Here is a 22,910-nt window from a genome sequence, read left to right as displayed (position 1 = left end):
CGGACCGGCCCGCGAGGCCGTCCGGTCAGTCGGTGACGGTCACCGTGACGGTACGGGGCGGCTGCTGGTACTGCCCCCGGTTGTCCATGCCGCGGATCGTCACCGTGTACGTGCCGGCCGGGATCACCGGCGACGTGTACGCGAAGTTCGACCCCGGCGAGCCCGGGCTGGTGAGGAACGTGCCGATCCACGGCCAGCTGGTCGGCGCGCCCGCCCGGCCGAACGTGCCGGCCGAGTTCATGCCCTGTCCGGCGCTGTTGCCGATCTGCACCTCGACCTTCTGCATCCCGCCGTCGTCCACGGCCCGGCCGGTGATCACGATCCGGCCACCGGTGTACGCCTGACCCTCGACCGGCGTGATGCTCGGCTCCAGCGTCGGGTCGGTGTCACCCGGGTAGACCAGGTAGCGGGCGGTGGCGCCGCTGGTCGAGTTGTCCTGCTGACCGGCGGTGTCCACGGCCCACGCCTCCACGCTGTACGTGCCGCGGGTGGGCAGGTCGATCGAGAGCGTGAACGCGGTGCTGGTCGCGCCGGACGCGGCGAGCGTCGCGTCGACTGTGGCGAACGCGGCGGCCATGGTGCCGTTGGGCTGCACGTACCGGCCGGTGTCCAGGTCGCGCAGCGCGATCCGGACCGCCCGCACGCCCTTGTCGTCGGTCGCCGTGCCGGTCAGGTCCAGGTGCAGCTGGTCGACGTCCTGGTTGGTGCCGGTGAAGCTGAGCAGCCCGTTCGGGAAGGCGTCGCCGGGCACCTGGGCGGTGACTGTGAGCCGGCCCATGTTGGTGCTGGACGTGGTCAGGCCGAGCTTGTCGGTCGCCCGTACCCGGAAGTCGTAGACGCCCGGGGTGAGCGGCACCGTGGTGAACGACCAGTCGAACGTCGCGGCGTCGAGGTTGGTCGGGGAGATCCGGTGGTAGCCGGCGACCGAGTCGGCGCCCCACGTACCGTCGCTGGCGAGCGCCTCGCGGGTGGTGTTGTTGCGCAGGTAGATCTCGACCGACTTCAGGGCGTCGTCGTCGCTCGCCGTACCGGCGAACGTGACAGCGCCACCGGGCGCGACGGTGAACGGCGCCGGGTTGCCCGGCGGGGTCATCGCCACCGGCGAGGTGATCGCCACTGTCGGCGGTACGCCGTTGGCCGAGACGGTCCAGTCGCGGGTGTCGCCGCGCAGGTCGCTCTGCCCGGTCGTGTCGACGGCGGTGGCGGTCATCTTCCACTGTCCCTCGACCGGCAGCGTGACCTCGTACTGCCAGGTGGTGGACGTCGCGCCGATCACGTCCGGCTCGCCGCGGAAGGTGTTGTAGACGGCGGCGACGGTGCCGTCGTCCTGGAGGTACCGGTTGTCGGGCGTGCGGAACGAGTAGATGAGCGAGTTGACGCCCTTGTCGTCGGTGGCGGTGCCGGAGGCCACGAACGTCTGCGTGGCGAGCAGGCCGGCCGACGGCGAGCTGATCCGGGTCGACGGCGGCAGGTCGTCGAAGCGGAACGTCTCGATCTTCTTGACCGCCTTGGTGGTGTCGCCGGCCCCCTTGCGGTCGAACGTCTTCGCCTGCAACTGGTAGACGCCGGCCGGCAGCGTCACCGGCAGGCTCCACGTGGTGGAGGTGGCGTTCGGCGCGGCGACAGTCGTGTTGATCGCCTTGAACGCGCCCCAGGTGGTCAGGTCGGCCTGGAGGTACTTGCCGCTGTTGCGGTCCTGGATCTCCAGCTGGACCCGCGCCACGCCGGCCGGGGCGAGCGCCTGGCCGCTGATCGTGAACGACTCGCCGGCCGGCTTCACCGCGCCCTCGATCGGCGTCGTGACGGTGGTGTCCAGCGCCGCGGGCGCGGGCTGCTTGGAGAGGTCGAAGAAGGCGACCCGGCCGGTGGTCTTGCCGCCCTTGACGTTGCCGTCACCGCCGACGAGCAGGCCGCGCGAGGTGGCGAGCATCGCCTTCTCGCCCTCGTACGAGTTGGAGCCGGGGTTCCACTCCAGCGCGGTGCCGGTGAGCGGGTCCAGCGCGCCGAGGTGGTCGCGGCGGACCACCTGGTCGCCGAGGCCGTAGCCGCTGAGCCCCTGGCCGGTGCCGTATCCGACGTTGTCCAGGCCGGGCCACGGCACGTTCGACGTGGGCGACTCCTGCCAGCTGAAGTGGCCGCCGACGTAGACGGCGGTGTCGGTGATCGCGACCGAGTAGATGCTGTCGAAGTGCCGGGAGATCCAGAGCGGCTCGACGTTGTCGTTTCCGGTCAGCGGGTACGCGATGGCGGTGTCGTTGATCGGCGGCCGGTCGCCGCCGGAGCCGCTGGTGACCACGAAGTACGAGTCGTCCGGCGCGATGTCACCGGCGAAGACGCGCTGGATGCCGCCGACGAAGGAGAGGTTGTCCTCCCACAGCCGGGTGCGCCACGGCAGCAGCGCCTTGGTGGCCGTACCGATGAGCGCCACGCCGTAGCGGTCCTGGCCGGCGATCTGGCGGCCGGTGTGCACGACCAGCAGCTTGCTGCGGTCGTGGGTGAGCTTGAGCTGCTGCACGGTGAGCATGCCGCCGACGCCGATGCCGCCGGTGACCGGCAGGTTGAAGCCGGTGTCGACGGCGCCGGTGGTGGGGTTGAGCGCGGCCAGGCCGCTGCGGCTGACGCCGTTGACGGTGGCGAACTGGCCGCCGACGTAGACGGCGTTGGCGCTGACGGCCAGCGCGGTGGCCCGCGCGTTCGCGGTGGCGGTGAACGCGGCGACCGGTGCGCCGGTGGTCGGGTTCAGCCGGGCGATCTTGCGCTTGGTGACGCCGTTGACGGTGTTGAACGCGCCTGCGATGTAGAGCGACTTGCCGTCCGGCGACGCCTCCACCGCGGCGACCGCGCCGTCGATGACCGGCTTGAACCCGGTGTCCACCTTGCCGGTGTCCAGGTTGTACGACGCCAGGGACCGCTGCGTGATCGCGGACCCGCCGACGTTCGCGATCGAGGTGAACGTGCCGGCGATGAAGACGCGGTTGCCGATCACTTCGATGTCGACGATCTCGCCGTTGGTGATCCGCGGCGTGTCGGTGCGGGGGGTGGTCGGCATCAGCCGGGTGTCCCCGGGGGTGACCAGCGCACGGGTCGCCGTGGTGCGCGCGGCGCCGAGCGCGGCGCTGCTTCCCGTCGCCTGTGCGCCGGTGTGGCCGGCCACGCCGGCGTCCCGCACGGTGACGGTGGCGGCGAGCGCCGGCACTCCCGCCACCACGACCGCGCCGGCGACGACGACCGTCACCGCGCGAAGCCAAACTCGCATCGAGACAACTCTCCCTGTCCGCCGGGACGGCCCCCTCGGGTGATTCCCGAGTCCCCTCCGTCCGCGTGCCGGACGCCACCGTAGGAGGCAAAGACTTCTCGCGATACGTGCCGCACCGGTAATCGACCGGTCGCCATCAATTCCGGCCACACCGGCAGGGCGCCTCCACCGATCGGGTCACCGGCTGTCACCGTCCGGCCGTACGCGCCGTCCGGTCCGGGACGTGCGGCCTTGCACAGCGGACCCAGGGGTGGGTCAGTCGCCCCGTACCCGGGGGTGGCGGTGGTCGGTCAGCCGCAGGCCGACGCCGCGTACCGCCGCGATGGTGACGCCGGTGCCCAGTTCGTCGAGCTTACGGCGCAACCGCTTGACCAGGGACTGCACGTCGGCCCGGCCGTGCGTCGGCGCGTCGTGCCAGACCGCGTGGTGCAGCTCGGCGTAGCTCCACACCCGTACCGGCTCGACGGTCAGGCAGGTCAGCAGGTCGCGTTCCAGCCGGGTCAGGGCGGTCTCCCGGTTGCCCCACCGGGCGGTCGACCGGGCCGCGTCGATCACCAGCGCGCCGTCCGGTGCGGGCTTGTCCCGGGGTACGGGCGCAGCCGGCGCGACGGCCGGGGCAGGTGCGTGCGCCGAGGCCGGCGCATCCGTGATCAACTCGCGCAGCTCGTCCAGATCGGCGACCATCAGAAGGGGCGCGACGCCGTCCAGCAGCTCGGTCAGCCGCAGCCGTTCGGCCGGGGACGACGTCACCCCGATGACGAGCGAGAAGGGGCGCTCCGACGGGTCGGTGCCGGAGTTCGCCGCGTTCGTGCCGTCAGTCGTCACCGCGCCCCACCGTGACAAAAACTGTCAACAGGCCGCCCGATCCGGGGGCCTGTTGGTGACATGTTGCTCACGTACGGTCATTGATCGTTCCTTACTGTCGATCATAGTGTCCACTCAGGCGTCCGGCGCAGACCCGCACGGCGCCTAGGGGGCCTGGGGGGTTCTTTTCACACCGGTGTAGCAGTCGGGAGAGCACGTCTCCTGGCCCTTCTGCCATGGCTCGATCATCAGCGGGTCATCGGAGGAGGAGGCAGCACCGATGCTGAGACGTCCACACAGATGGGGCCCGGCCCGGCGGCTGGTGAGCGCGGGCGCCGCCCTGGTGCTCGCCGCCACCGCGCTGGCCGCGACCGGCACTGCGGCACAGGCCGAGACGGGCGCGGGCGCGGCGGCCGGCGACAAGATCCGCCCCGAGCTCACCCGCCAGCTCCAGGGCAAGAGCGAGGGCGACTTCTGGATCCACTTCGGCGCCAAGGCGGACCTGAGCAAGGCCGCCTCGATCAAGGACTGGAACGAGCGCGGCGCCGCCGTCGCGGCGGCGCTGAAGAAGACAGCCGCCGACAGCCAGTCGAAGATCCGCGCCGAGCTGGACCGCTCGGGCACGAAGTACCAGACCTTCTGGGCGACGAACGCCATCAAGGTCACCGACGGCTCGCTGACCATGGCGCAGAACTTCGCCGCCCACTCCGAGGTGGACGGCCTGTACGCGCCGGTGGAGTACAAGCTGCCGGAGACCACCCCCGGCACCGACGAGAAGTCGGCGAACGCCCTGGAGTGGGGCATCGCCAACATCAACGCCGACGACGTCTGGTCCCAGTACGGCGTCAAGGGCGCCGGGATCACGGTGGCGAGCATCGACAGCGGCGTCCAGTTCAACCACCCGGCGCTGGTGAACGCCTACCGGGGCAACAACGGTGACGGCACCTTCGACCACGACTACAACTGGTTCGACGCCGCAGGCGAGTGCGCCACCGCGCCGTGCGACTCCGACGGCCACGGCACGCACACCATGGGCACCATGGCCGGCGCCGACGGGGCCAACCAGATCGGTGTCGCCCCCGAGGTCAAGTGGATCGCCGCGAACGGGTGCTGCCCGTCCGACGCCGCGCTGATCTCCTCCGGCCAGTGGATGCTGGAGCCCACCGACCTCAACGGGCAGAACCCGGACGCCAGCAAGCGGCCGAACATCATCAACAACTCGTGGGGCACCACGGCGCCGTCGAACGAGCCGTTCATGGAGGACGTCACGAACGCGTGGACCGCCTCCGGCATCTTCGGCGTCTGGTCCAACGGCAACAACGGCCCGTCCTGCCAGACCAGCGGCTCACCGGGCAGCCTGGCGAGCAACTACTCGGCCGGCGCGTACGACGTCAACAACAACATCGCCAGCTTCTCGTCCCGGGGTACCGGGCAGAACGGCGAGATCAAGCCGAACATCTCGGCGCCTGGTGTGAACGTGCGCTCCAGCGTGCCGACCAACTCGTACGCCAGCATCAGCGGCACCTCGATGGCGGCGCCGCACCTGGCCGGCGCGATCGCGCTGCTCTGGTCGGCGGCGCCCACGCTGGTCGGCGACATCACGGCGACCCGCGCGCTGCTCAACGACACGGCGATCGACAAGGGCGACTCGCAGTGCGGCGGCACCACCGACGACAACAACGTCTACGGTGAGGGCCGCCTGGACGCGCTCGCGCTGCTCGCCGCCGCCCCCATCGGCGACAACGGCACGCTGGCCGGCAAGGTCACCGACGCCGCCACCGGGGCCGGGATCGCCGGCGCGACTGTCACCCTGTCCGGGGCGGCCGATCGCACGCTGACCACCGGCGCGGACGGGACGTACTCCTCGCTCCTGCCGGCCGGCGACTACCAGGTGGTCGTCTCGGCGTTCGGGTACGCGACCCGCACCCTGCCGGCGACGATCACCGCGAACACGACGACCACGCTCGACGTGGCGCTCACCGCGGTAGCGAGCGTCACGGTCAGCGGGCAGGTCACCGACGGGTCCGGGCACGGCTGGCCGCTGTACGCGAAGGTGAGCGTCGAGGGCACGCCGATCTCCGACTACACGACGCCGACGACCGGCCGCTACAGCCTGTCGCTGCCGTCCGGGGCGACGTACCGGCTCAAGGTCGAGCCGCAGTACGCCGGCTACCTGACCACCACCAAGGAGGTCACCGTCGGCACGGGCAACGTGACCGCCAACATCGCGGTGCAGGCGAACCCGGAGGCGTGCACCACCGCCCCCGGCTACACCGTCAGCTCCGACGGCGAGTACGAGACGTTCGACGGCACCGGTGTCCCGGACGGCTGGACCGTGGTGGACAACGCCGGCACCGGCCAGGTCTGGGAGTTCACCGACGCCGGTGAGCGCGGCAACCTGACCGGCGGCAGCGGCAACTTCGCCATCATCGACAGCGACAACTACGGCAGCGGCGGGCGGCAGGACACGTCGCTGGTCAGCCCGGTGGTCGACCTGACCGGCGTGACCGCGCCGGTGATCCGGTTCAACCAGGACTACAACTGGCTCAACAGCGACCGCGCGGACGTGGACCTGAGCCTGGACGGCGGCACCACGTGGAGCAACGTGCTCCGGCAGGCGGCCGACGTCCGCGGCCCGCGGGTGACCGAGGTGCCGATCCCGCAGGCGGCCGGCCAGTCGCAGGTGCAGGTGCGCTTCCACTACTACGAGGCGAGCTGGGAATGGTGGTGGCAGGTCGACAACGTCCTCATCGGCAGCAAGCTCGTCTGCAAGCCGGTCAAGGGCGGCCTGGTGCTCGGCCACGTCCGCGACAAGAACGACAACAGCTACGTCAACGGCGCCACGGTGACCAGCAAGGACCGCCCGGCGGAGAAGGCCACCACAGTCGCCACGCCGGACGACACCGAGCTGCCCGACGGCTTCTACTGGATGTTCTCGTCGCTGACCGGGACGCACCCGTTCACCGCCGGTGCCGGCAACTACGTGAGCCAGACCAAGCAGGTGGCGGTCGAGGAGGACTGGGCCACAGCGGCCAACTTCCAGCTCGCCGCCGGCCGGCTGTCGGTGAAGCCGACCTCGATCACCGGCACGGTCCGGATGCCCAGCGGGAAGGTCAGCAAGACGTTCACCGTCACGAACACCGGCGGGGCCCCGGTCACCGCCGAGTTCAGTGAGCGCGACGGCGGGTTCGTGCTGCAACGGGCCGACGGCTCCCGGCTGTCCGAGCAGGCGCTGCTCGGCTCCACCGGCGCGCCGGTCCAGCGGCTGACCGCCGCCACGTCGTTCGCGGCCCGCTCGTCGGGCAAGTCGTCGAACGCGATCGCCGCCGCCGCACCGCAGGCGGACCCCTGGACCACCATCCCGGGCTACCCGGCGAACGTGATGGACAACCGGGTCGTCAACGTCGACGGCACCGTCTACTCCATCGCCGGTGGCGACGGCACCGCGTCGAGCGCCAAGAACTACCGGTACGACCCGATCACCCAGGCGTGGACCGGCATCGCCGACCTGCCCGGCGCACGTAACGCCATGACGGTCGGCGTGCTCGACGGCAAGATCATCGCCACCGGTGGCTGGGGTGCCGCCGGACCGGACGCCGCCACCTTCTCGTACGACCCGGCGGCGAACACCTGGACCCGCAAGGCCGACAACCCGGCGCCGCGCGCGGCGGCCGGCCAGGCGGTCGCGGGCGGCAAGCTGTACGCGATCGGCGGCTGCACCACAGCGAGCTGCACGCCGATGGCCAACTCTGTGGTCCGGTACGACCCGGGCGCCGACGCCTGGGAGACGCTGCCGGCGTACCCGAAGTCGGTGGCGTTCCTGTCCTGCGGCGGGATCGACGGCACCGTCTACTGCACCGGTGGCAACGACGGCACCACGTCGCAGAAGGTCGGTTACGCCTTCGACCCGGCCGCGGGCGCCTGGACCGCCATCCCGGACGCGCCGGCCGACAGCTGGGCCTCCTCGTACGCGGTGGCGAACGGCAAGCTGCTGGTCGTCGGCGGGTCGCAGGGCGGCGCCATCACCAACGCCGGCTTCGCGTTCGACCCGGCGACCAACTCGTGGGCCAACCTGCCCAACGCCAACGCCCCCCGCTACCGGGGTGGCGCGGCCTGCGGGTTCTACAAGATCGGTGGTTCGTCGGGCGGCTTCACGGCCACCAAGGACAGCGAGGTCCTGCCCGGCTTCGGCGAGTGCGCCGAGGGCGCGGCCGACGTGAGCTGGCTGACCGTCGACAAGTCGAAGGTCACACTGGCACCGGGTGAGAAGGTCACCGTCACGGTCGGCATGGCCGCGAACGTCGACCAGCCCGGCACGTACTCGGCCTCCGTGGTGATCAAGGAGAACACCCCGTACACGGTGGAGCCGGTGGCGGTGACGATGATCGCGCAGCCGCCGACCACCTGGGGCAAGCTGTCCGGCACGGTCTCCGGCAAGAGCTGCCAGGGCGCCACCGCGCCGCTGGCGGGCGTGACCGTGCAGGTCGACTCCTGGGCGAACTCGTACACCTTCACCACCGACGCCCAGGGCCGGTACGCCTACTGGATGGACCGGCGCAACAACCCGCTGACGCTGATCGTCGCGAAGGACGGCTGGAAGCCCCAGACGCGCCAGACGAGGATCAACAGCAGCACGCCCACGGTTGAGGACTTCACCCTCTCCCCCACCCGCTGCTGACCCCAGCGGCTGACGAGGACGGCCCGCCCGGCACACCCGCCGGGCGGGCCGCCCCCTTTCCCCGGCGATCTTGCACTCGCGGCCCCGGCAAGGCAGACAAAAGCCCCACCCAAGGGGCCGTAACTGCAAGATCAACGGCGAGGGCGGGAGGGGACGGGGGTCAGGGGGTGAGGCGGAAGCCTACGCCTCGGACGGCGTGGATCATGGCGGGGGCGTCCAGGCGGCCCAGCTTGCGGCGGAGGCGGCGTACCACGGAGTGCATGTCCGAGCCCCGCCCGAGGTGGTCGTTGCCCCAGACGGCGCGGTGCAGCCGCGCGTACGTCCACACCTGGCCGGGCGTACCGGTGAGGCAGACGAGCAGGTCGTGCTCCAGTGGCGTCAACCCGATCTCCCGCTCCCGCCAGCGCAGCACCCGCCGGTCGGAGTCGACGGCCAGTTCCCGCCCGGGTGGCTCGGCCGGCGCCTCGTCACTCGCGGGCGGGTGCGGCGCCGGGGCCAGCGCGGGCCGGCGTACCAGGTCGAGGAAGCGGCGGGCCTGATGGGCGCTGGACACGATCAGGAACGACTCGGTGCCGCCGAGCAGTTGGGCGAGCTGCCGGCGCTCGGCCGACGAGGACGCGATGCCGATGACCAAGGACGGGAGCCCTGTCATCCGTTCCCACCTTTCCGGCAGGCCGAACCACAACGCCGGGCGGTCGCCAGGCACGACGATGCGGAGGCACCTGGCTTGCGGAGTTCGACCCGAGGGGTGCGGGAGCTGCGGTTTCGTGAGGCTTCGGGGTGAACTACCGGGATCATATAGCCGAGCACCGATGATTGGTATAGCAGTTAACGTCGATGTAACTGCCAGCAACAAGGTGTTCGAGGCAAGTTGCGCCGGCGCACGCGTACCGATGAGAGCCGGGGCGTACGGCGGTCCAATGCGTGTGATCACCCACATGCTCTGCCTGGCCGACGGGACGCCGACCCGCGCGGACATCGCGGCCCGCTGCGCCGAACTGGCCGAGGCGCTGCGTGGCCGCGACCGGGGCGTGGTGGTGTGCGACGTGTCCGCGGTGACCGCGCCCGACCTGGTCACGGTCGAGGTGCTGGCACGGATCCGCCTGACCGCGCGGCGGTTCGGCTGGCGGCTGGAGGTACGCGGCGCGGGCGACGACCTACGCGAGCTCGCCGGCCTGCTCGGGCTGGCCGGTGCCCTCCTCGAGCCGGTCCGGCAGCCCGAACAGCGGGAACAGGCGCTCGACGTCGAGGAAGTTGTTGAGCGACGTGATCCGGCCGCCGGAGACGCCGATCACGATCAGCGCCCAGGGCACGTGGCCTGAGCCGTCGGGGTCGCGCCGGTAGTGCCCGAACGCCGGCATCCCGTTGGCGGCGGTCGGCACCAGGCGGGAGCCGCGGCAGCCGCTGCCCGTGCCGGCCATCCACGCCGCGATGTGCTCGGGACCGCGCAGCCACAGCGGCAGCGGCGGCATCGACAGCGTCGCGTCCTCGTGCAGCAGCGCGGTGAGCGCCGCCAGGTCGTACGCCTCGAAGGCCCGCACGTAACGGGCGAGCAGCGCCTGCTGCTCGCTGTCGAGCGGCCGGCGCACCTCGGCCTCGGTGTCGGCCGAGGCGAGCGTGGCGCGCGCCCGTTGCAGCGCGCTGTTGACGCTCGCCACCGACGTGTCGAGCAGGTCGGCGACCTCCTGGGCCGACCAGGCCAGCACCTCGCGCAGGATCAGCACGGCCCGCTGCTTCGGCGGCAGGTGCTGCAACGCCGCGACGAACGCCAGCCGGACCGACTCCCGGCCGGCGACCACCTCGGCCGGATCGGCGACCTCGGGCAGCACCCGGTCGTCGGGCGCCGGGCCGAGCCAGATCTGCTCCGGGCGCGGCTCGCCGGGGTGGGTGGCGGTGCCGACGCCGGCCGGACCGAGGTCCATCGGCCGGATCCGGCGCTGCGCGCTGGTGGACATGGTGAGGCAGACGTTCGTCGCGATCCGGTAGAGCCAGGTCCGCAGCGCGGACCGCCCCTCGAACTTGTCGAAATTACGCCAGGCCCGGACGAACGTGTCCTGCACCGCGTCCTCGGCCTCGAAGGCCGAACCCAGCATCCGGTAGCAGTAGCCGGTCAGCTCCGACCGGTACGCCTCGAGTTGCGCCTCGACGGGGACGCTCGCCACCTCGCTCACCCCGCCGAAACTAGCCCACATGCTGCGTCAATGCGAGCACGTTCGAGCCCGCACCGATGAGTCGGTGCCGCCCGGCCGGTCTGACAGCCGTCAGGTCACCACGTCCGAGGAGCACCGATGACCACAGCGCAGCGCGACGAGACCCACGCCCCGGGGCGGTACGCCGACGTCAACGGCGTCCACCTCTACCACGAGACGCACGGCGAGGGCCGGCCGATGATCCTGCTGCACGGCGGCCTCTGCTCGGGCGAGATGTTCGCCCCGATCCTGCCCGCGCTCACCGCGAGGCACCGGGTGATCCTGGTGGACCTCCAGGGGCACGGCCGCACCGCCGACGTGGACCGGCCGCTCGACATGGCGCTGATGGCCGACGACGTGGCCGCGCTGATCGACCACCTCGGGCTGGACCGGCCGGACGTGGTCGGCTTCTCCCTCGGCGGCGGTGTCGCCCTGCACACCGGTTTCCGGCACCCGGAGAAGGTCGGCCGCCTGGTCGCCGCGTCCGCGCACATCCGCCGCGACGCCGTCTACCCGGAGCTGCTGGCGCAGCAGGGCCAGGTCGGCGCCGCGGCGGCCGAGTACATGAAGGACACCCCGATGTACGAGCTGTACCAGCGGGTCGCGCCCCGTCCGGAGGACTTCCCCCGGCTGCTCGACAAGATCGGTGAGGCGATGCGGAAGGACTTCGACCTCACCGAGCAGGTACGTGCCCTGCGGGTGCCGACGCTCGTGGTGGCCGCCGACGCCGACATGGCCCCGCCGAGTCACTTCGTCGAGGTGTTCGGGCTGCTCGACGGCGGCCGGCGCGACGGCGGCTGGACGGGCGAGGGCCGCCCGGCGGGCGGCCACGCGCTGGCGATCCTGCCCGGCCTGACCCACTACGACATCGACCAGTCGCCGCTTTTCGCCGCGGTCACCCTGGACTTCCTCGACCGGGGCCGCTGACCCGCGCGCGTGTGCCGCGTCCCGTACCGGGGTACCGCTTGCACAGGAGCACCGGTGAGGAGGACGAGATGACCGACCCCAGGTACGCACCGATCGGGCTGGCCGCCGCCGGACGGCTGGTCCCCGACGGCGGACAGACCGACGGCGGTGAGGTCGTCGGCGCCGACGACGCGGCTGCCGACGCCGCCCGGGCCGGCGCCGACGTGGACCTGTCCCGGGCCGACCGGGACAGCGACGGCACCCCGGTGGGTGCCGCCGACGCCGAGGCCGACCGCCGCCGCGCGGCCGGCGAGTGACGCTCTCCGCCCCGCCACCCGTGCGACGGTGGCGGGGCGGAGCCGTCCTCAGCCGTCGACCGGCAGCTCCACGTCGGGCAGGTGCCCGAGCGCCCGGATCGCGGTGACCGCCGCGTACCCGTCGGCCAGCCAGGCGATGTCGGTGCCGGGGACCGCGCGGACCGCGTTCGCCTCCACAGCCGTACGCACGAACCCCTCACCGCGCTCGGCGACGGACACCTGCACCTGACCGAACGGGGCGAGTGTCGCCTGGCGCAGCCCGGCCACCTGATCGGCCGGCCGGTCCGGCACGTTGAGGTTGAGCACGGTGCCCGGATCCGCCCCGGCCAGCCACGGCAGCAGCGTCGCGGCCAGGTCGGCGGCTGTCGACCAGTGACGGGACTCGTCGTCCACGCTGTCCAGCACCGCGATCGCCGCGCCACCGCTGCCGGCGCTCGCCGCCGCCGGGGTGAGCACGTCGAGCGACACGGCGAGCGCGCGGATGCCGTTGTTGCCGGCGGTCAGCGCCGCGCCGACGGTGCCGGAGTGCAGGACCGCGTGGCCCGCGTTGGCGCCCCGGTTGATGCCGGACAGCAGCAGGTCCGGCACCGGCCCGAACACGCCGAGCCCGGCCAGCACCGCGATGTACGCCGGGGAGGCCGCCACCGCGTACGCGGGCACACCCGGCAGCCCGTCCAGCTCGGTCTCGCGGAACACCAGCCGCCCGTCGTCGGTCACCGCCGACAGCGCCGCGCTCATCCCGCTCGCCTCGGCCTCCGGCGCCGCGACCACCACGTCCATCCCGCGTTCGTACGCCGACCGGGCCAGCGCGCGGATGCCGGGGGCGTGCACACCGTCGTCGTTGGTCACCAGCACCCGTGGCGGCCGGTCAGCCGTCATCGTCGCCACCGTCCAGCGGGGTCAGCCGCACCCGGCCGGCCAGTTCGCGTACCGCCTCGGCCCGGCCCGTGCCCAGCCCGTGCCGGGTCACGTTCAGCGCGCCCGCGGCGGCGCCGATGTGCAGCGCCTCCCGCATGTCCCCGCCCCGGGCCAGCACCGCGGCGACCCCGGCGGTCATCGAGTCACCGGCGCCCCGGTGGTCGGCCAGCTCCAGCGGCGGGGCGTGCACCAGCAGCGGCTCGCCGTCCTCCGGCAGCGCCAGCGCGGGCTCCCCCGCGCGGCTGATCAGCACCGTCCGCGCGCCCCGCTCCTGGCACCGGCGGCCGGCGTCGCGCAGCGCCTCGACGCTGTCGTCCTTGGCCAGGCCGTCGTCGAGCAGCTCCTCGTGGCTGACCTTCAGCACGCTCACGCCGCCGTCGAGCACCGCCTCCAGGTACGGCCCGGACAGGTCGGCCACCACCTTGCCGCCGTTGGCGCCCAGGTCGGCGGCGAGCCGGCGGTAGATGTCCGGGTCCACCACCTGCGGGTCGGCCGGCCCGCTGAGCACGCTCACCGGCGCGCGCAGCCCTTCGGTGAGCGTCACCGTGTACAGCTCGTCGATGTCGTGCCGCACCATCGGCGCCCCCGGGTGCTCGGCGATCTCGGTCCGCTCGCCGTCGCGCCGGTCGTGCACGTACCAGCCGGTGCCGGACTCCCGCCGCACCGTCCGGACCGTGACGTCCTCGTCGTCGAGCAGCTTGCGGACCGCGTCGCCCACCTCGCCGCCGAGACCCACGCACATGGTCACCGGTACGCCGAGCGCCGCGATCATCCGGGTCTGCCACACCCCCTGCCCGCCGGGGTGCAGGTGCAGCTCGGGTACGTCGCCCTGCTGCTCGATCGTCACCGTCAACAGCGGGGCCGGGGCGAACACCATCACCTTCTGCTCCATCCGCCAGTGTTGCCCGCTGACCGGCCCCGGTAATCCCCCAGGTCAGCGCGTACGCGCGGCGGTGCGCCGACGCCGCAGGTACGGCAGCGCGAACAGGTAGAGGCCGCTGATCAGGAGCAGGGCGAGCGGGAGCAGCGGCACGTAGGAGACCCACACGATCGGGTCCTTCTGGGCCAGCGCCACGAAGGTGATCACGACGGTCACGGTGAAGGCGACGGAGAACCAGCGGTGCAGCTGACGGATGCGCGTGTCCATGGACGGTGACCTCTCGCCGGTGGCCTCCCCGGCGGGGAGGCCCGTGCCGGAAACGCTAGGTCCGGGCGCCCGCCCGAGGCTTCTCGATTCCTGACCGGTCCGCGCATTCCTGACCGGTCCACCCTGCCGCCGCGCCGCGCACGGGACGGTTTGCCGGGCAGCCCTACCCTGCCGACAACAGCAGCCGATGCCACGGGGGCAGGCATGCAGATCATCGAACACAGCGTCCTCGGCACCCGGTCCGCCGTGCTCCGTCTACGCCGTCCCGGCAGCCGGTTGGAGTTCCTGGTGTTCCCGATGCTCCACGTGGCGAGCCCGGCGTTCTACGCGGCGGTCACGAAGCGGCTCCGGGAATGCGACCTGCTCGTCGTCGAGGGCGTCAGCGGCCGGTCCGCGGTCGGCTCGGCGTTGACACTCACCTACCGGGCCATGCCGGCCAACCGGCGCTCCGGCCTGGTGACAGACCCCATCCCGTACGCGTCTCTCGGCGTCGAGGTGCTCAACCCGGACGTGTCGGCGGCGGAGTTCGCCCAGGGCTGGCGGGCGATGCCGCTGCGGTACCGCCTCCAGATGTGGCTGGTGATCCCGGTCGTGACCGTGATCCAGTTCTTCGGCGGCACCCGGCGGCTGCTCTCGCCCGAGATCGAGATGAGCGACCTGCCGTCGGCCACCGACGAGCGGTACGCCGACCACGAGTTCACCGAGCACGCCGAGCGCGCGTTCGGCGGCGAACGCGACGAGCGGCTGCTCGCCGCGTTGTCCGAGCTGATCGGTACCCGGTCGGCGGAACGCATCGACGTGGCTGTCGTGTACGGCGCCGGGCACGTGCCGGCGATCGTGCGCGGGCTCTTCGAGCTGCACGGATACCGTCCCCGTGCCGCCGAATGGCTGACCGTCCTGGAGCGGTGAACAGAGCGCTCAGGCGGCGTCGGAGCGCCGGACGAACCCGGCAACGGCGAGCGCGCTGATCGTGGTCGCCACGGCCGCGGCGAGCACCAGAAGGGTGGTCTCCACCTGCACCGTACGCATGTATTCGCCGCCCTCGGCGGTGGCCGACGCGTAGCGCACGGCTGCCAGCGGGTTGAGCAGCACCGCGGCGATACCGGCGGTCCACGCCCTCGCCGGAAGCCGCTCGTCGTCGGGGCGGACGGTCCGCCGGACGGCCCACCGGCCGAGAGCCGCGAACGTGACGAGCAGCGTGACCGGCAGCAGCCAGAGCACGGCGGGCAGCAGGTCACGCAGGGGCACCACGGCGTCGAGCAGCTCCACCAGGAAACCGGAGCCGTCGTGGGTCACCAGGCCGATCCGGTGGCTGTAGGCCGCGAGCGCGACAAGCATGCAGCCGATGTGGACGGCGATCAGGGCGACGAGGGCGAACAGTGCGGCGCGGCGGGCGGACACCGGGCCGAGGTTACCGCCCGCCGAGCCCCGACTGTGGACCGTCGCGCGCCGGGGCGGTCAGACGCCCAGGGCCAGGTCGGCCACCTCGGCGGCGCAGCCCCAGGACAGCGTCACCCCGGCGCCGCCGTGCCCGTACGCGTGCACCAGCCGCCCGTCCGTCGCGTCCACCTCCACCCGGGGGCCGCCGTGCCGTGCCGGCCGCAGCCCGATCCGCTCCCCCAGCACCGGCGCGTCCGCGAGATGCGGCACCAGCGCCACGCACCGGCGCCGGATCGCCGCCGCCTCCTCCAGGTCGGGGCGGGTGTGTCCCACCCCGGCCTCGTAGGTGCCGCCGAGCACCACGTCGTGGCGGCGCGGATGCACGTACGTGACTCCTGCCGGGTCGTCCTCGTCGCGTACCGAGACGGTCAGGCCCGGGTTCGCCACCAGCAGGACGTGCCCGCGCGCCGGGTACACGGCCGGGTCGGCGGCGAGCCGGCCGGCGGCCAGGCCGGTCGCGTTCACCACGACCGGGGCGACCTCGTACGCCTCGGCGAGCGTGCCCAGCGCGCGGCCGACGATCCGGCCGCCGCCCGCCTCCAGGCGCTGCCGGAGCCAGGCGAGGTACGGGGTCATCTCCACCGACGGGGCGGTGAACCGCAGCAGCGCGGTGTACGGCGGCTCCGCCGGCTCGGCCGTCAGGTCGCCGCAGGCGTCGGCCCACCAGGGCGGTCCGGCGTAGCGGTGGCGCAACCACATCCGGGTGGGCCGGTCGATCACTCCCGGCACCCCGTCGGCCGCCTGGCGGCGCAGCTCGGCGTGGGTGTCCCGGGCCCAGCGCAGCACCCGGGGATCCTCCTCGGTGTGGCTCGGGTACCAGACCGCGGCGGCCACCGTCGACACCGTGTCGGCCGGGTCGTGGGCGGTCAGGACGGTGACGTGTGCGCCCCGCCGCTGGAGCGTGAGCGCCGTCGTCATCCCGATCACCCCGCCGCCGACCACCACCACGTCCGCCTTCGTCATGACGCCCATGATGGCGCAGGCCCCGGACGCACGACCGGAGCGGGCGGGCCGCCCAGGGAGGCGACCCGCCCGGTGGGCGTCAGCCCTTCTGGCCGACCCGGTCCACGACGGCGACGGACAGCACCGCGGACGTGCCCGCCTCCCCGCCCACGCCGAGGAACGCGTACGTCCGCGGGTCGAACACCAGCACCATCAGAGCCGGACTGCGCCCCGGGGAGGGCCAGCTGACGCCCACACCGGAGCGGCCCGCGCCGTCGGTGGCCTTCTCCACCACCTCCAGGCCCGGCGTCGCGGCGGCGGCCTCGAAGAGCGCGGCCCGCGAGCGCGGCCTCAGGTACGAGTCGCCGAGCAGGGACAGCACGTCCTTGGCGGCGGCGTTGACGTCACCGGGCTCGCCGCTGCGGTGCTTGTCCAGGTAGGCGCGCATCGCTGTGGCGTCGGTGGGCACGGCCGGGTCGTAGGCCGGGCTCGGCACGCACGGTTCGGTGCCCGGCAGGAGCTGCCCGCCCTTGTACATCTTCGCGCGGCCGTCCCGGCAGCCGGGGAGCACGAACTCCTGGCGGCCGCCCGCCGGGTGCTCGACGACCAGGCCGTCCCTCGTCCCGTCCACCGACGCCCAGCTCTCCCGCAGCTGCGGACCGTCCTGCATCCGGGTGTAGACGAACTGGTCGGGCCGGGGCTCGACGTCCGGCAGCCGCAACGCCGCCGCCGCCGCGTCGCGCAGCACCTGCCGGGCGTCGGCCCGGGCGGCCGGCGCGCTGCCGCCGATCCGGTCCGGCGCCAGCACCAGCACCGCGGCCAGCGACGCCGCCACCGACGCCGTCGCGACGCCGGTGAGGACCAGCCGCCAGGCCGGCCGTCGTGCCCGCCGAACCGGCGCGGCCTCCGTCGTGGTCATCGCGCCGACCAGCCGGGTACGCGCGGCACCGAGCCGTTCGTCCGCCGGCAGCTCGGTCTCGTCGCCGAGCCGCTGGAGCAGTCTCATCTCATCCATTACTCAGTACCTCCTCGATGGTGTCGGCCGGTTCGCCACCGAGCCGTTCCCGCAGCAGCCGGCGCGCCCGGTTCAGCCGCGACCGAACGGTGCCGACCGGGATCGCCAGCGCGGCGGCGACCTCCTCGTACGTCAGGTCCTCCCAGGCGACGAGCAGCAGCACGTCGCGGTCGCCGTCGGCGAGCCCGGCCAGCGCGTCCAGCAGGTGCCGGCGCAGCGACCGCGCGGTCACCTCGGCGGCTACCCGGTCGGCGGGGGACGCCTCGGACGTCGCCGGGTGGTACGCCTGCCGCAGCCGGTACTCCCGTTCCTCGGTGCGCCGCTGCTGGGCGACGAGGTTGGTGGCGATCCCGTACAGCCAGGGGCGGGCGTTCGGGCAGCCGGTGTCGAACCGGTCCCGGCGCCGGAACGCGGCGAGGAACGTCTCCGCGACCAGGTCGTCGGCTGCCGCGGAGCCGAGGCGGCGCGCCAGGTAGCGGTGGATGTGCGGCGCGTGCCGGTCGAAGATCGCGGCGAAGGTCTCCGGTTCCCGTACGGACCGGGCGACGACCTCGGCGTCGGTGAGCGCGCCGACGTCGGCATCCGTCGCCCGTCTCAGTCTTCTCATGCGCGGCCTCTCGGCGAGTGGGGACGTGTCACCTGTTGTCCGCTGCTCGCGTCCGGACGGTTCACGCCCGTGACGGTAGGCCGGTCGGACGGTCCGTCGTGGACCGCGCGGTCGTACGGGGCGGAATCGCTTTGTCCCTCTCGGTTACGCTCGTGGCGTTTGGCCTTGGGGAGGGCTCATGAGTGCGGATCCTTCGATGAGCGGCGACTTCACCCGCATGCTCGACGCGACGATGGCGGCACTTCGGACGGTGGGGCCGCCGCCGGAGGGTGAGGCGGAGACGCCCGCGGTCGGCGAGGCCGCCGACGGGCAGGTACGCGCCGAGATGGGCCGCGACGGCCGGCTCCACTCGCTGCACGTCGAGCCGCGGCTGATGCGGCTCGGCTCCGAGGAGCTGACCGCGCACATCGTCACCGCCGTCAACGCGGCGATCGACGGGCTGCGCGCCGGCCCGGCTCCGCAGGTCGCGGACATGTCGCAGTTGCGGGAGCAGTTGCAGGAGGTACGGGACACGGCCGTACCCCGGCTCGGGTCGTTCCTCGACGCGCTCACCGAGGCGCAGGAACGGCTGGCGCGCGGCGGGCAGCGATGAGCGGCGGCGGCTTCGAGGTGCACCCGCCGCTGATCCGGGCCGCCGGGCGCGGCGTCACCGACGTGGCCAAGCGGTTCAACGGCGAGCTGGAGGCGTTCGAGGCGCGGATGCAGGGCTACGGCGAGCCGTGGGGCGCCGACGACATCGGGTCGCTCATCGGCATCGCGTACACCGAGGTGGCGAACTACATCTTCGACTGCCTCGGCATGGCCGCCGACGAGTTCACCTCCGCGGGCGCCGACATCGCGGGGATGGCCGACTCGTACGAGCGGGTCGACGAGGACGGCGCGGGCACCATGCGCTCGCTGGCCGGCGGGCTGGGGTGAACCGTGGGACTGCAACTACCCGGTGAGCTGGTCACCGCGCTCGGCTGGATCGGCTACACCTGGCCGGCCGCCGACGAGGAGAAGCTCTTCGAGATGGGCCAGGCGTGGCTGGAGTTCGGCGGCCGGATCGGGGCGGCGGCCGGCGAGGCGGACGCGGCCGCCGCGCAGGTGTGGACGCAGAACGTCGGCCCGGCGATCGCGGCGTTCCAGAAGTGGTGGGGCGGCGAGCAGAACGGGCCGCTCGTGCTGCACGACAGCATGCCCGCGGCGATGCTGCTGGGCGCCGGGCTGATCATCTGCGCGGCGATCGTGCTGGCGCTGAAGATCGCGGTGATCGTGCAGCTCGCCATCCTCGCGTTCCAGGTCGCCCAGGCGATCGCCACCGCCGTGGTCACGTTCGGCGCCTCGCTGGCCGAGATCCCGATCTTCCAGATCATCACCCGGGAGATCGTCGGCGCGCTCATCGACCAGGTCATCGGGAGACTGCTCGATGCCTAGCCCGAGGCGCGGCCGGGGCGCCGCCGCGAAACCGGCCGCCGGCAAGATCGTCCGCAAGGCGGTCGAGAAGCTGGAGAAGCCGATCGTCCGGGTCACCGGACCGAACCGGAGCCTGCCCACCAAGGTGGTCCGGGTGGAGCGCCGCGACTTCCACGCCACCGCCCAGTTCCGGCGCAAGATGGCCGCGCTGAAGAAGCTCAGCGACGAGGGCAAGCTCTACAAGGCCACCAACCCGGTGCAGCGCGACAAGAGCATCACCGACGGCTACAAGGACCGGATCCGGCAGAAGATCTGGGACAAGTACTGGCCGCACGACAAGGACCTCGCCAACCGGCTCAGTCAACGGCTCAGCGACTACCATCCCGACCACGTGTGGGAACTGCAGCTCGGCGGGCCGGACACCGTCGACAACCTCAAGCTGCTGCATGGTAGAACCAACACGGACATCGGCTCCCAGATCTGGGGGCAGATCCAGAATCTGCCGGACGGAACCCCGATCCGAATAGAGGTAGTGGATTGACTTCCGATCTCGCGCAGCTTCTCGACGAACTCCGCGCCGACCTGGCCGCGGACGAGCCGGCGAGTCTCGCGTACGCGCAGATCGGCGCGCCCGCCGACGACGGTGACGTGCCGGCGGAGCTGCCGGCCGGCCTGCGTGATCTGCTGCTCGCCGCCGACGGCCTGCGGGCCGGGGCGTTCGAGCTGGCCTCGGCCGGCCGGCTCGCCGGGGTGCAGTACTTCCTCGACTACGCGCCCGACTTCTCCCCCATCCCGCAGGACAAGACCGGCTGGCTGGTCGTCGGCACGCGCAGCGACGAGCCGATCTTCGTGGAGCGGGCGACCGGCGCGGTGTGGTACTTCCCGCCGACCGGCACCGAGTGGTTCATGGGCGACGCGTTCGAGGAGCTGGCGCCCGACCTCGACTCGTTCGTGCACTACTACGTGCTCGGCCCCGGCTACGCCGAGCTGGTCACCGACGACGACGCGTGGTACGCGTTCCTCGACCGGCAGGGCCTGCTCGACGAGGCGGACGAGGTCGACGAGGACGAGGCACAGCCGTGACCGTGACCCGGGAGCAGCTCACCGCGCTGTGGGGTGAGCGGGGCGTCATCTACTTCCCCGACCAGCGTTTCGACGCGATCCTCGGGCCGCTCGGGCCGGAGGTGTTCCCGCCGGACGGCGCGCTGCCGGTCGAGGTGCCGATCCTGTTCACGGTCGACGTCTCGGTCCCCGACGTGGAGCTGTTCTCCACGCTGTCGATCGAGCTGGGCGACCAGGGCCCCCGCCCGTACGTCGTGCTCGGCGCCTCGCCGGAGGACCCGGCGCTGCTGTTCTGCCTGGACGCGGGCACCGGCGCGGTGATCCTGCTCGACCTGGAGACGCCGAACCTGGAGACGGTGAACAGCACGTTCGCCGCGTTCGTGGAGTTCCTCTACCGGCTCGGGCAGCTCATCGCCACCGACCCGGGCGGGCGGGAACGGGCCGCACGGGCGGCGGCGATCCGCGACGACCTGCGCCCGGTCGACCCGGTGGCGTTCGCGGAGCCGGAGTCGTGGTGGAACATGGCCTTCGACGAGCTGGAGTCGACCGCCTGACGTCAACCGGCCGCCGGCGCGGGCACCGCCGGTGCGGCGCGGTCCGCGCCGGTCAGCCCGGCGACGAGCAGCAGGTACGCGGCCAGCTCCACCACCGCCGCGAGGGCCGTCATCGGTTGCGGCATCGCGGTCGTGGGTGTGATGGCGTACCAGGCGAACAGGGCGGTGCCGTCGGCCGAGACCGGCAGGCGCACGGCCTCGATGGCCGCGTCGAGCAGCGGCAACGCGAGCACCGCCAGCAGTGCCGCCCCGGTCGCGGCGAGCCGCCGGCCCCGTCCGGCCAGCAGCGCGGCGAGCGCCAGCGCGGCGAGTGCGAGCGCCAGCGGCGGCAGCACCGCGAGGACGAGCGCGGGCACGACGTCGGCTTGGTCGTACCCCGGGCTGTCCACCCGGGTCAGCGTGGTGCGGGTGCGGGTCTCCACGACCCGGGTACCGGCGGCGACGGCGACGCCGATGTCGGTGACCCGGACGGCCGCGTACCCGACGACGGGAGCGGCGGCGACCGCCGCGGCGATCAGGTGCCGCCGCCGGCCACGACCCCGGTACGCGAGCAGCAGCACCGCCACCGCGACAAGCGCCGCCCAGCTCCCGGCGAGCGCCGCGTCGAAGCCGGCCGTCCGGTCGACGGCGCTGTCGTCGCTGCCGTACACCGTCCAGCCGACGTCCCCGGCGCCCGGCTCGGCCGGCATGGTGCGGACCGCGTCCACGATCAGCGGTACGAGCGCCGCCGGCACCGCCCAGCGCGGCGCCGGCAGTCCGGCGGCGACGGCGTACGCGAGTAGCAGCGCCAGGCTCAGCACCTCCGCGCCGCGCCAGAGCGGTGCGGCCGTCAGGACGCCGACGACGTGGGCGACTGCGCACACCGCCGCCGCGAGGATCAGCAGCAGCGGGGCGCGACGCACGCGGCGGATCCTTTCACGACACACCGGCCCGCCGCGGCCCCGTGGTCGTCAGCTGCCGGCCGGCACCTGGTCCTTGACGTCGTCGTAGCCGACAGTGCCCGGCGCCGGGGCCGGGGTGTAGATCACCCGGATCACGCCGGTCGGGTACGCCTCGGTCGCGGCCACCCGCAGGTGGTACGGCGCGTCGCCCTCGTCGAACAGCCGGCGGCCCTTGCGGGCGGCGACCGGGTGCACCAGCAGCCGCAGCTCGTCCACCAGGCCCGCGGCGAGCAGTTGCTGCACCACCGAGATCGAGCCGGGGATGAGGAGGCCCTTGATGCCGGCGTCGGCCTTGAGCGCCCGTACGGCGTCCACCAGGTCGCCCTGGATCAGCTCCGAGTTGCGCCAGGAGAACTCCAGCGGCTGGCGGGACACGACGACCTTGCGCATGTCGCCGAGCTGCTTGGCGAACGGCGCGTCCTCACCGCCGGCGGCCTCGCGGTCCGGCCAGGCGCCGGCGAAGCTGTCGTACGTCTCCCGGCCGATCAGCAGCACGTCGGAGGTGTCGTAGTCCTCGGTGACGGCGCGGCCCATGTTCTCGTCGAAGTACGGGAAGTGCCAGTCGGGGTCGATCTCGGCGACACCGTCGGCCGAGATGAACAGCGTGGAGATGACAGTGGCCATCGCGGTGCTCCCTACCTGTCTGTCTGGGGATGTCGACGGGTGGACCGCCGAGGCTTCGCGAACTCATCGCACCCGCTGTCGATTCTGCGGCCGAAACCCGATGGCCGGTCGCGGC

The 22,910-nt window shown here is 72.8% G+C and carries 23 protein-coding genes and 1 pseudogene; 11 read left to right on the top strand and 13 right to left on the bottom strand.

Annotated elements, in window-relative coordinates:
• Positions 1-25: 25 nt before the first annotated feature.
• Both MICAU_RS10160 and MICAU_RS10155 read right to left on the bottom strand, forming a co-directional pair.
• Positions 26-3,256, bottom strand: a complete 3,231-nt coding sequence (locus tag MICAU_RS10160) for an Ig-like domain-containing protein (RefSeq protein WP_013285209.1) — start codon at positions 3,254-3,256, stop codon at positions 26-28.
• A gap of 255 nt (positions 3,257-3,511) precedes the next feature.
• On the bottom strand, positions 3,512-4,081 hold the full coding sequence (locus tag MICAU_RS10155) for a winged helix-turn-helix domain-containing protein (RefSeq protein WP_013285208.1): 570 nt from the start codon (positions 4,079-4,081) through the stop codon (positions 3,512-3,514).
• A 259-nt stretch (positions 4,082-4,340) separates the two neighbouring features.
• Between MICAU_RS10155 and MICAU_RS10150 the strand changes: the two genes are divergently transcribed.
• Positions 4,341-8,738, top strand: coding sequence for a S8 family serine peptidase (locus MICAU_RS10150; RefSeq protein ID WP_013285207.1), 4,398 nt, complete (start codon positions 4,341-4,343; stop codon positions 8,736-8,738).
• Positions 8,739-8,898: 160 nt separating this feature from the next.
• Here MICAU_RS10150 and MICAU_RS10145 read toward each other — a convergent pair whose 3' ends face one another.
• Positions 8,899-9,390, bottom strand: a complete 492-nt coding sequence (locus tag MICAU_RS10145; RefSeq protein ID WP_013285206.1) for a winged helix-turn-helix domain-containing protein — start codon at positions 9,388-9,390, stop codon at positions 8,899-8,901.
• Between MICAU_RS10145 and MICAU_RS33565 the strand changes: the two are divergent.
• Positions 9,359-9,880: pseudogene (locus tag MICAU_RS33565) on the top strand (hypothetical protein); the annotation flags it as partial. The gene MICAU_RS10145 and the pseudogene MICAU_RS33565 overlap by 32 nt on opposite strands.
• Positions 9,881-9,895: 15 nt before the next feature.
• Here the strand turns inward: MICAU_RS33565 and MICAU_RS10140 are convergent.
• A complete protein-coding gene (locus MICAU_RS10140) occupies positions 9,896-10,930 on the bottom strand; it encodes a sigma-70 family RNA polymerase sigma factor (RefSeq protein ID WP_013285205.1) in 1,035 nt (344 codons plus the stop codon).
• A 96-nt stretch (positions 10,931-11,026) separates the two neighbouring features.
• On the opposite strand from MICAU_RS10140, the gene MICAU_RS10135 reads away from it, so the two are divergent.
• The gene (locus MICAU_RS10135; protein WP_013285204.1) at positions 11,027-11,854 is read left to right on the top strand and encodes an alpha/beta fold hydrolase; all 828 of its coding nucleotides are present in this window, start codon (positions 11,027-11,029) and stop codon (positions 11,852-11,854) included.
• Between the two features lie 68 nt (positions 11,855-11,922).
• The gene (locus MICAU_RS10130; RefSeq protein WP_013285203.1) at positions 11,923-12,150 is read left to right on the top strand and encodes a hypothetical protein; all 228 of its coding nucleotides are present in this window, start codon (positions 11,923-11,925) and stop codon (positions 12,148-12,150) included.
• Between the two features lie 48 nt (positions 12,151-12,198).
• Here the strand turns inward: MICAU_RS10130 and surE are convergent, their stop codons facing one another.
• From surE to MICAU_RS10115, 3 genes are read right to left on the bottom strand one after another with little or no spacing between them, the layout of a single operon-like run.
• Complete coding sequence (surE, locus tag MICAU_RS10125) at positions 12,199-13,029, bottom strand: 5'/3'-nucleotidase SurE (RefSeq protein WP_013285202.1); 831 nt, start codon at positions 13,027-13,029, stop codon at positions 12,199-12,201.
• Complete coding sequence (locus MICAU_RS10120; RefSeq protein ID WP_240322327.1) at positions 13,019-13,960, bottom strand: 1-phosphofructokinase family hexose kinase; 942 nt, start codon at positions 13,958-13,960, stop codon at positions 13,019-13,021. Before MICAU_RS10120 ends, surE begins: the two co-directional genes overlap by 11 nt.
• Before the next feature lie 42 nt (positions 13,961-14,002).
• Positions 14,003-14,215: a hypothetical protein gene (locus MICAU_RS10115; RefSeq protein WP_013285200.1), complete on the bottom strand. Its 213-nt coding sequence runs from the start codon at positions 14,213-14,215 to the stop codon at positions 14,003-14,005.
• Between the two features lie 204 nt (positions 14,216-14,419).
• Here MICAU_RS10115 and MICAU_RS10110 point away from each other — a divergent pair, with 204 nt between their 5' ends.
• Positions 14,420-15,124: a hypothetical protein gene (locus MICAU_RS10110; RefSeq protein ID WP_013285199.1), complete on the top strand. Its 705-nt coding sequence runs from the start codon at positions 14,420-14,422 to the stop codon at positions 15,122-15,124.
• A 9-nt stretch (positions 15,125-15,133) separates the two neighbouring features.
• Here the strand turns inward: MICAU_RS10110 and MICAU_RS10105 are convergent, their stop codons facing one another.
• The 4 genes from MICAU_RS10105 to MICAU_RS10090 form a co-directional block, all read right to left on the bottom strand.
• Positions 15,134-15,616, bottom strand: a complete 483-nt coding sequence (locus MICAU_RS10105) for a hypothetical protein (protein WP_013285198.1) — start codon at positions 15,614-15,616, stop codon at positions 15,134-15,136.
• Between the two features lie 57 nt (positions 15,617-15,673).
• A complete protein-coding gene (locus MICAU_RS10100; RefSeq protein ID WP_013285197.1) occupies positions 15,674-16,627 on the bottom strand; it encodes an FAD-dependent oxidoreductase in 954 nt (317 codons plus the stop codon).
• 70 nt (positions 16,628-16,697) lie between these two features.
• The gene (locus tag MICAU_RS10095; protein WP_013285196.1) at positions 16,698-17,612 is read right to left on the bottom strand and encodes a CU044_5270 family protein; all 915 of its coding nucleotides are present in this window, start codon (positions 17,610-17,612) and stop codon (positions 16,698-16,700) included.
• Positions 17,605-18,219, bottom strand: coding sequence for an RNA polymerase sigma factor (locus MICAU_RS10090; RefSeq protein WP_013285195.1), 615 nt, complete (start codon positions 18,217-18,219; stop codon positions 17,605-17,607). Before MICAU_RS10090 ends, MICAU_RS10095 begins: the two co-directional genes overlap by 8 nt.
• A gap of 178 nt (positions 18,220-18,397) precedes the next feature.
• On the opposite strand from MICAU_RS10090, the gene MICAU_RS10085 reads away from it, so the two are divergent.
• The 6 genes from MICAU_RS10085 to MICAU_RS10060 are packed head-to-tail and all read left to right on the top strand — an operon-like array spanning position 18,398 to position 21,230.
• The gene (locus tag MICAU_RS10085) at positions 18,398-18,811 is read left to right on the top strand and encodes a YbaB/EbfC family nucleoid-associated protein (protein ID WP_013285194.1); all 414 of its coding nucleotides are present in this window, start codon (positions 18,398-18,400) and stop codon (positions 18,809-18,811) included.
• Complete coding sequence (locus MICAU_RS10080; protein WP_013285193.1) at positions 18,808-19,137, top strand: hypothetical protein; 330 nt, start codon at positions 18,808-18,810, stop codon at positions 19,135-19,137. The genes MICAU_RS10085 and MICAU_RS10080 overlap by 4 nt, the downstream gene beginning before the upstream one ends.
• 3 nt (positions 19,138-19,140) lie before the next feature.
• Positions 19,141-19,635, top strand: coding sequence for a WXG100-like domain-containing protein (locus MICAU_RS10075; RefSeq protein WP_013285192.1), 495 nt, complete (start codon positions 19,141-19,143; stop codon positions 19,633-19,635).
• Complete coding sequence (locus tag MICAU_RS10070) at positions 19,628-20,155, top strand: hypothetical protein (RefSeq protein ID WP_013285191.1); 528 nt, start codon at positions 19,628-19,630, stop codon at positions 20,153-20,155. The genes MICAU_RS10075 and MICAU_RS10070 overlap by 8 nt, the downstream gene beginning before the upstream one ends.
• On the top strand, positions 20,152-20,697 hold the full coding sequence (locus tag MICAU_RS10065; protein WP_013285190.1) for an SUKH-4 family immunity protein: 546 nt from the start codon (positions 20,152-20,154) through the stop codon (positions 20,695-20,697). Before MICAU_RS10070 ends, MICAU_RS10065 begins: the two co-directional genes overlap by 4 nt.
• Positions 20,694-21,230, top strand: a complete 537-nt coding sequence (locus tag MICAU_RS10060; RefSeq protein WP_013285189.1) for an SUKH-4 family immunity protein — start codon at positions 20,694-20,696, stop codon at positions 21,228-21,230. Before MICAU_RS10065 ends, MICAU_RS10060 begins: the two co-directional genes overlap by 4 nt.
• 2 nt (positions 21,231-21,232) lie before the next feature.
• Here MICAU_RS10060 and MICAU_RS10055 read toward each other — a convergent pair whose 3' ends face one another.
• Together MICAU_RS10055 and MICAU_RS10050 are read right to left on the bottom strand one after the other, a co-directional pair.
• Positions 21,233-22,132: a hypothetical protein gene (locus tag MICAU_RS10055; RefSeq protein WP_013285188.1), complete on the bottom strand. Its 900-nt coding sequence runs from the start codon at positions 22,130-22,132 to the stop codon at positions 21,233-21,235.
• 48 nt (positions 22,133-22,180) lie between these two features.
• Complete coding sequence (locus MICAU_RS10050) at positions 22,181-22,795, bottom strand: dihydrofolate reductase family protein (protein WP_013285187.1); 615 nt, start codon at positions 22,793-22,795, stop codon at positions 22,181-22,183.
• Positions 22,796-22,910: the final 115 nt, after the last annotated feature.

It is taken from the genome of Micromonospora aurantiaca ATCC 27029, assembly GCF_000145235.1.
GTDB lineage: Bacteria > Actinomycetota > Actinomycetes > Mycobacteriales > Micromonosporaceae > Micromonospora > Micromonospora aurantiaca.
The sequence above is the reverse complement of the archived record's forward strand: the minus strand, read 5'-3'. Positions and strand labels throughout refer to the sequence as shown.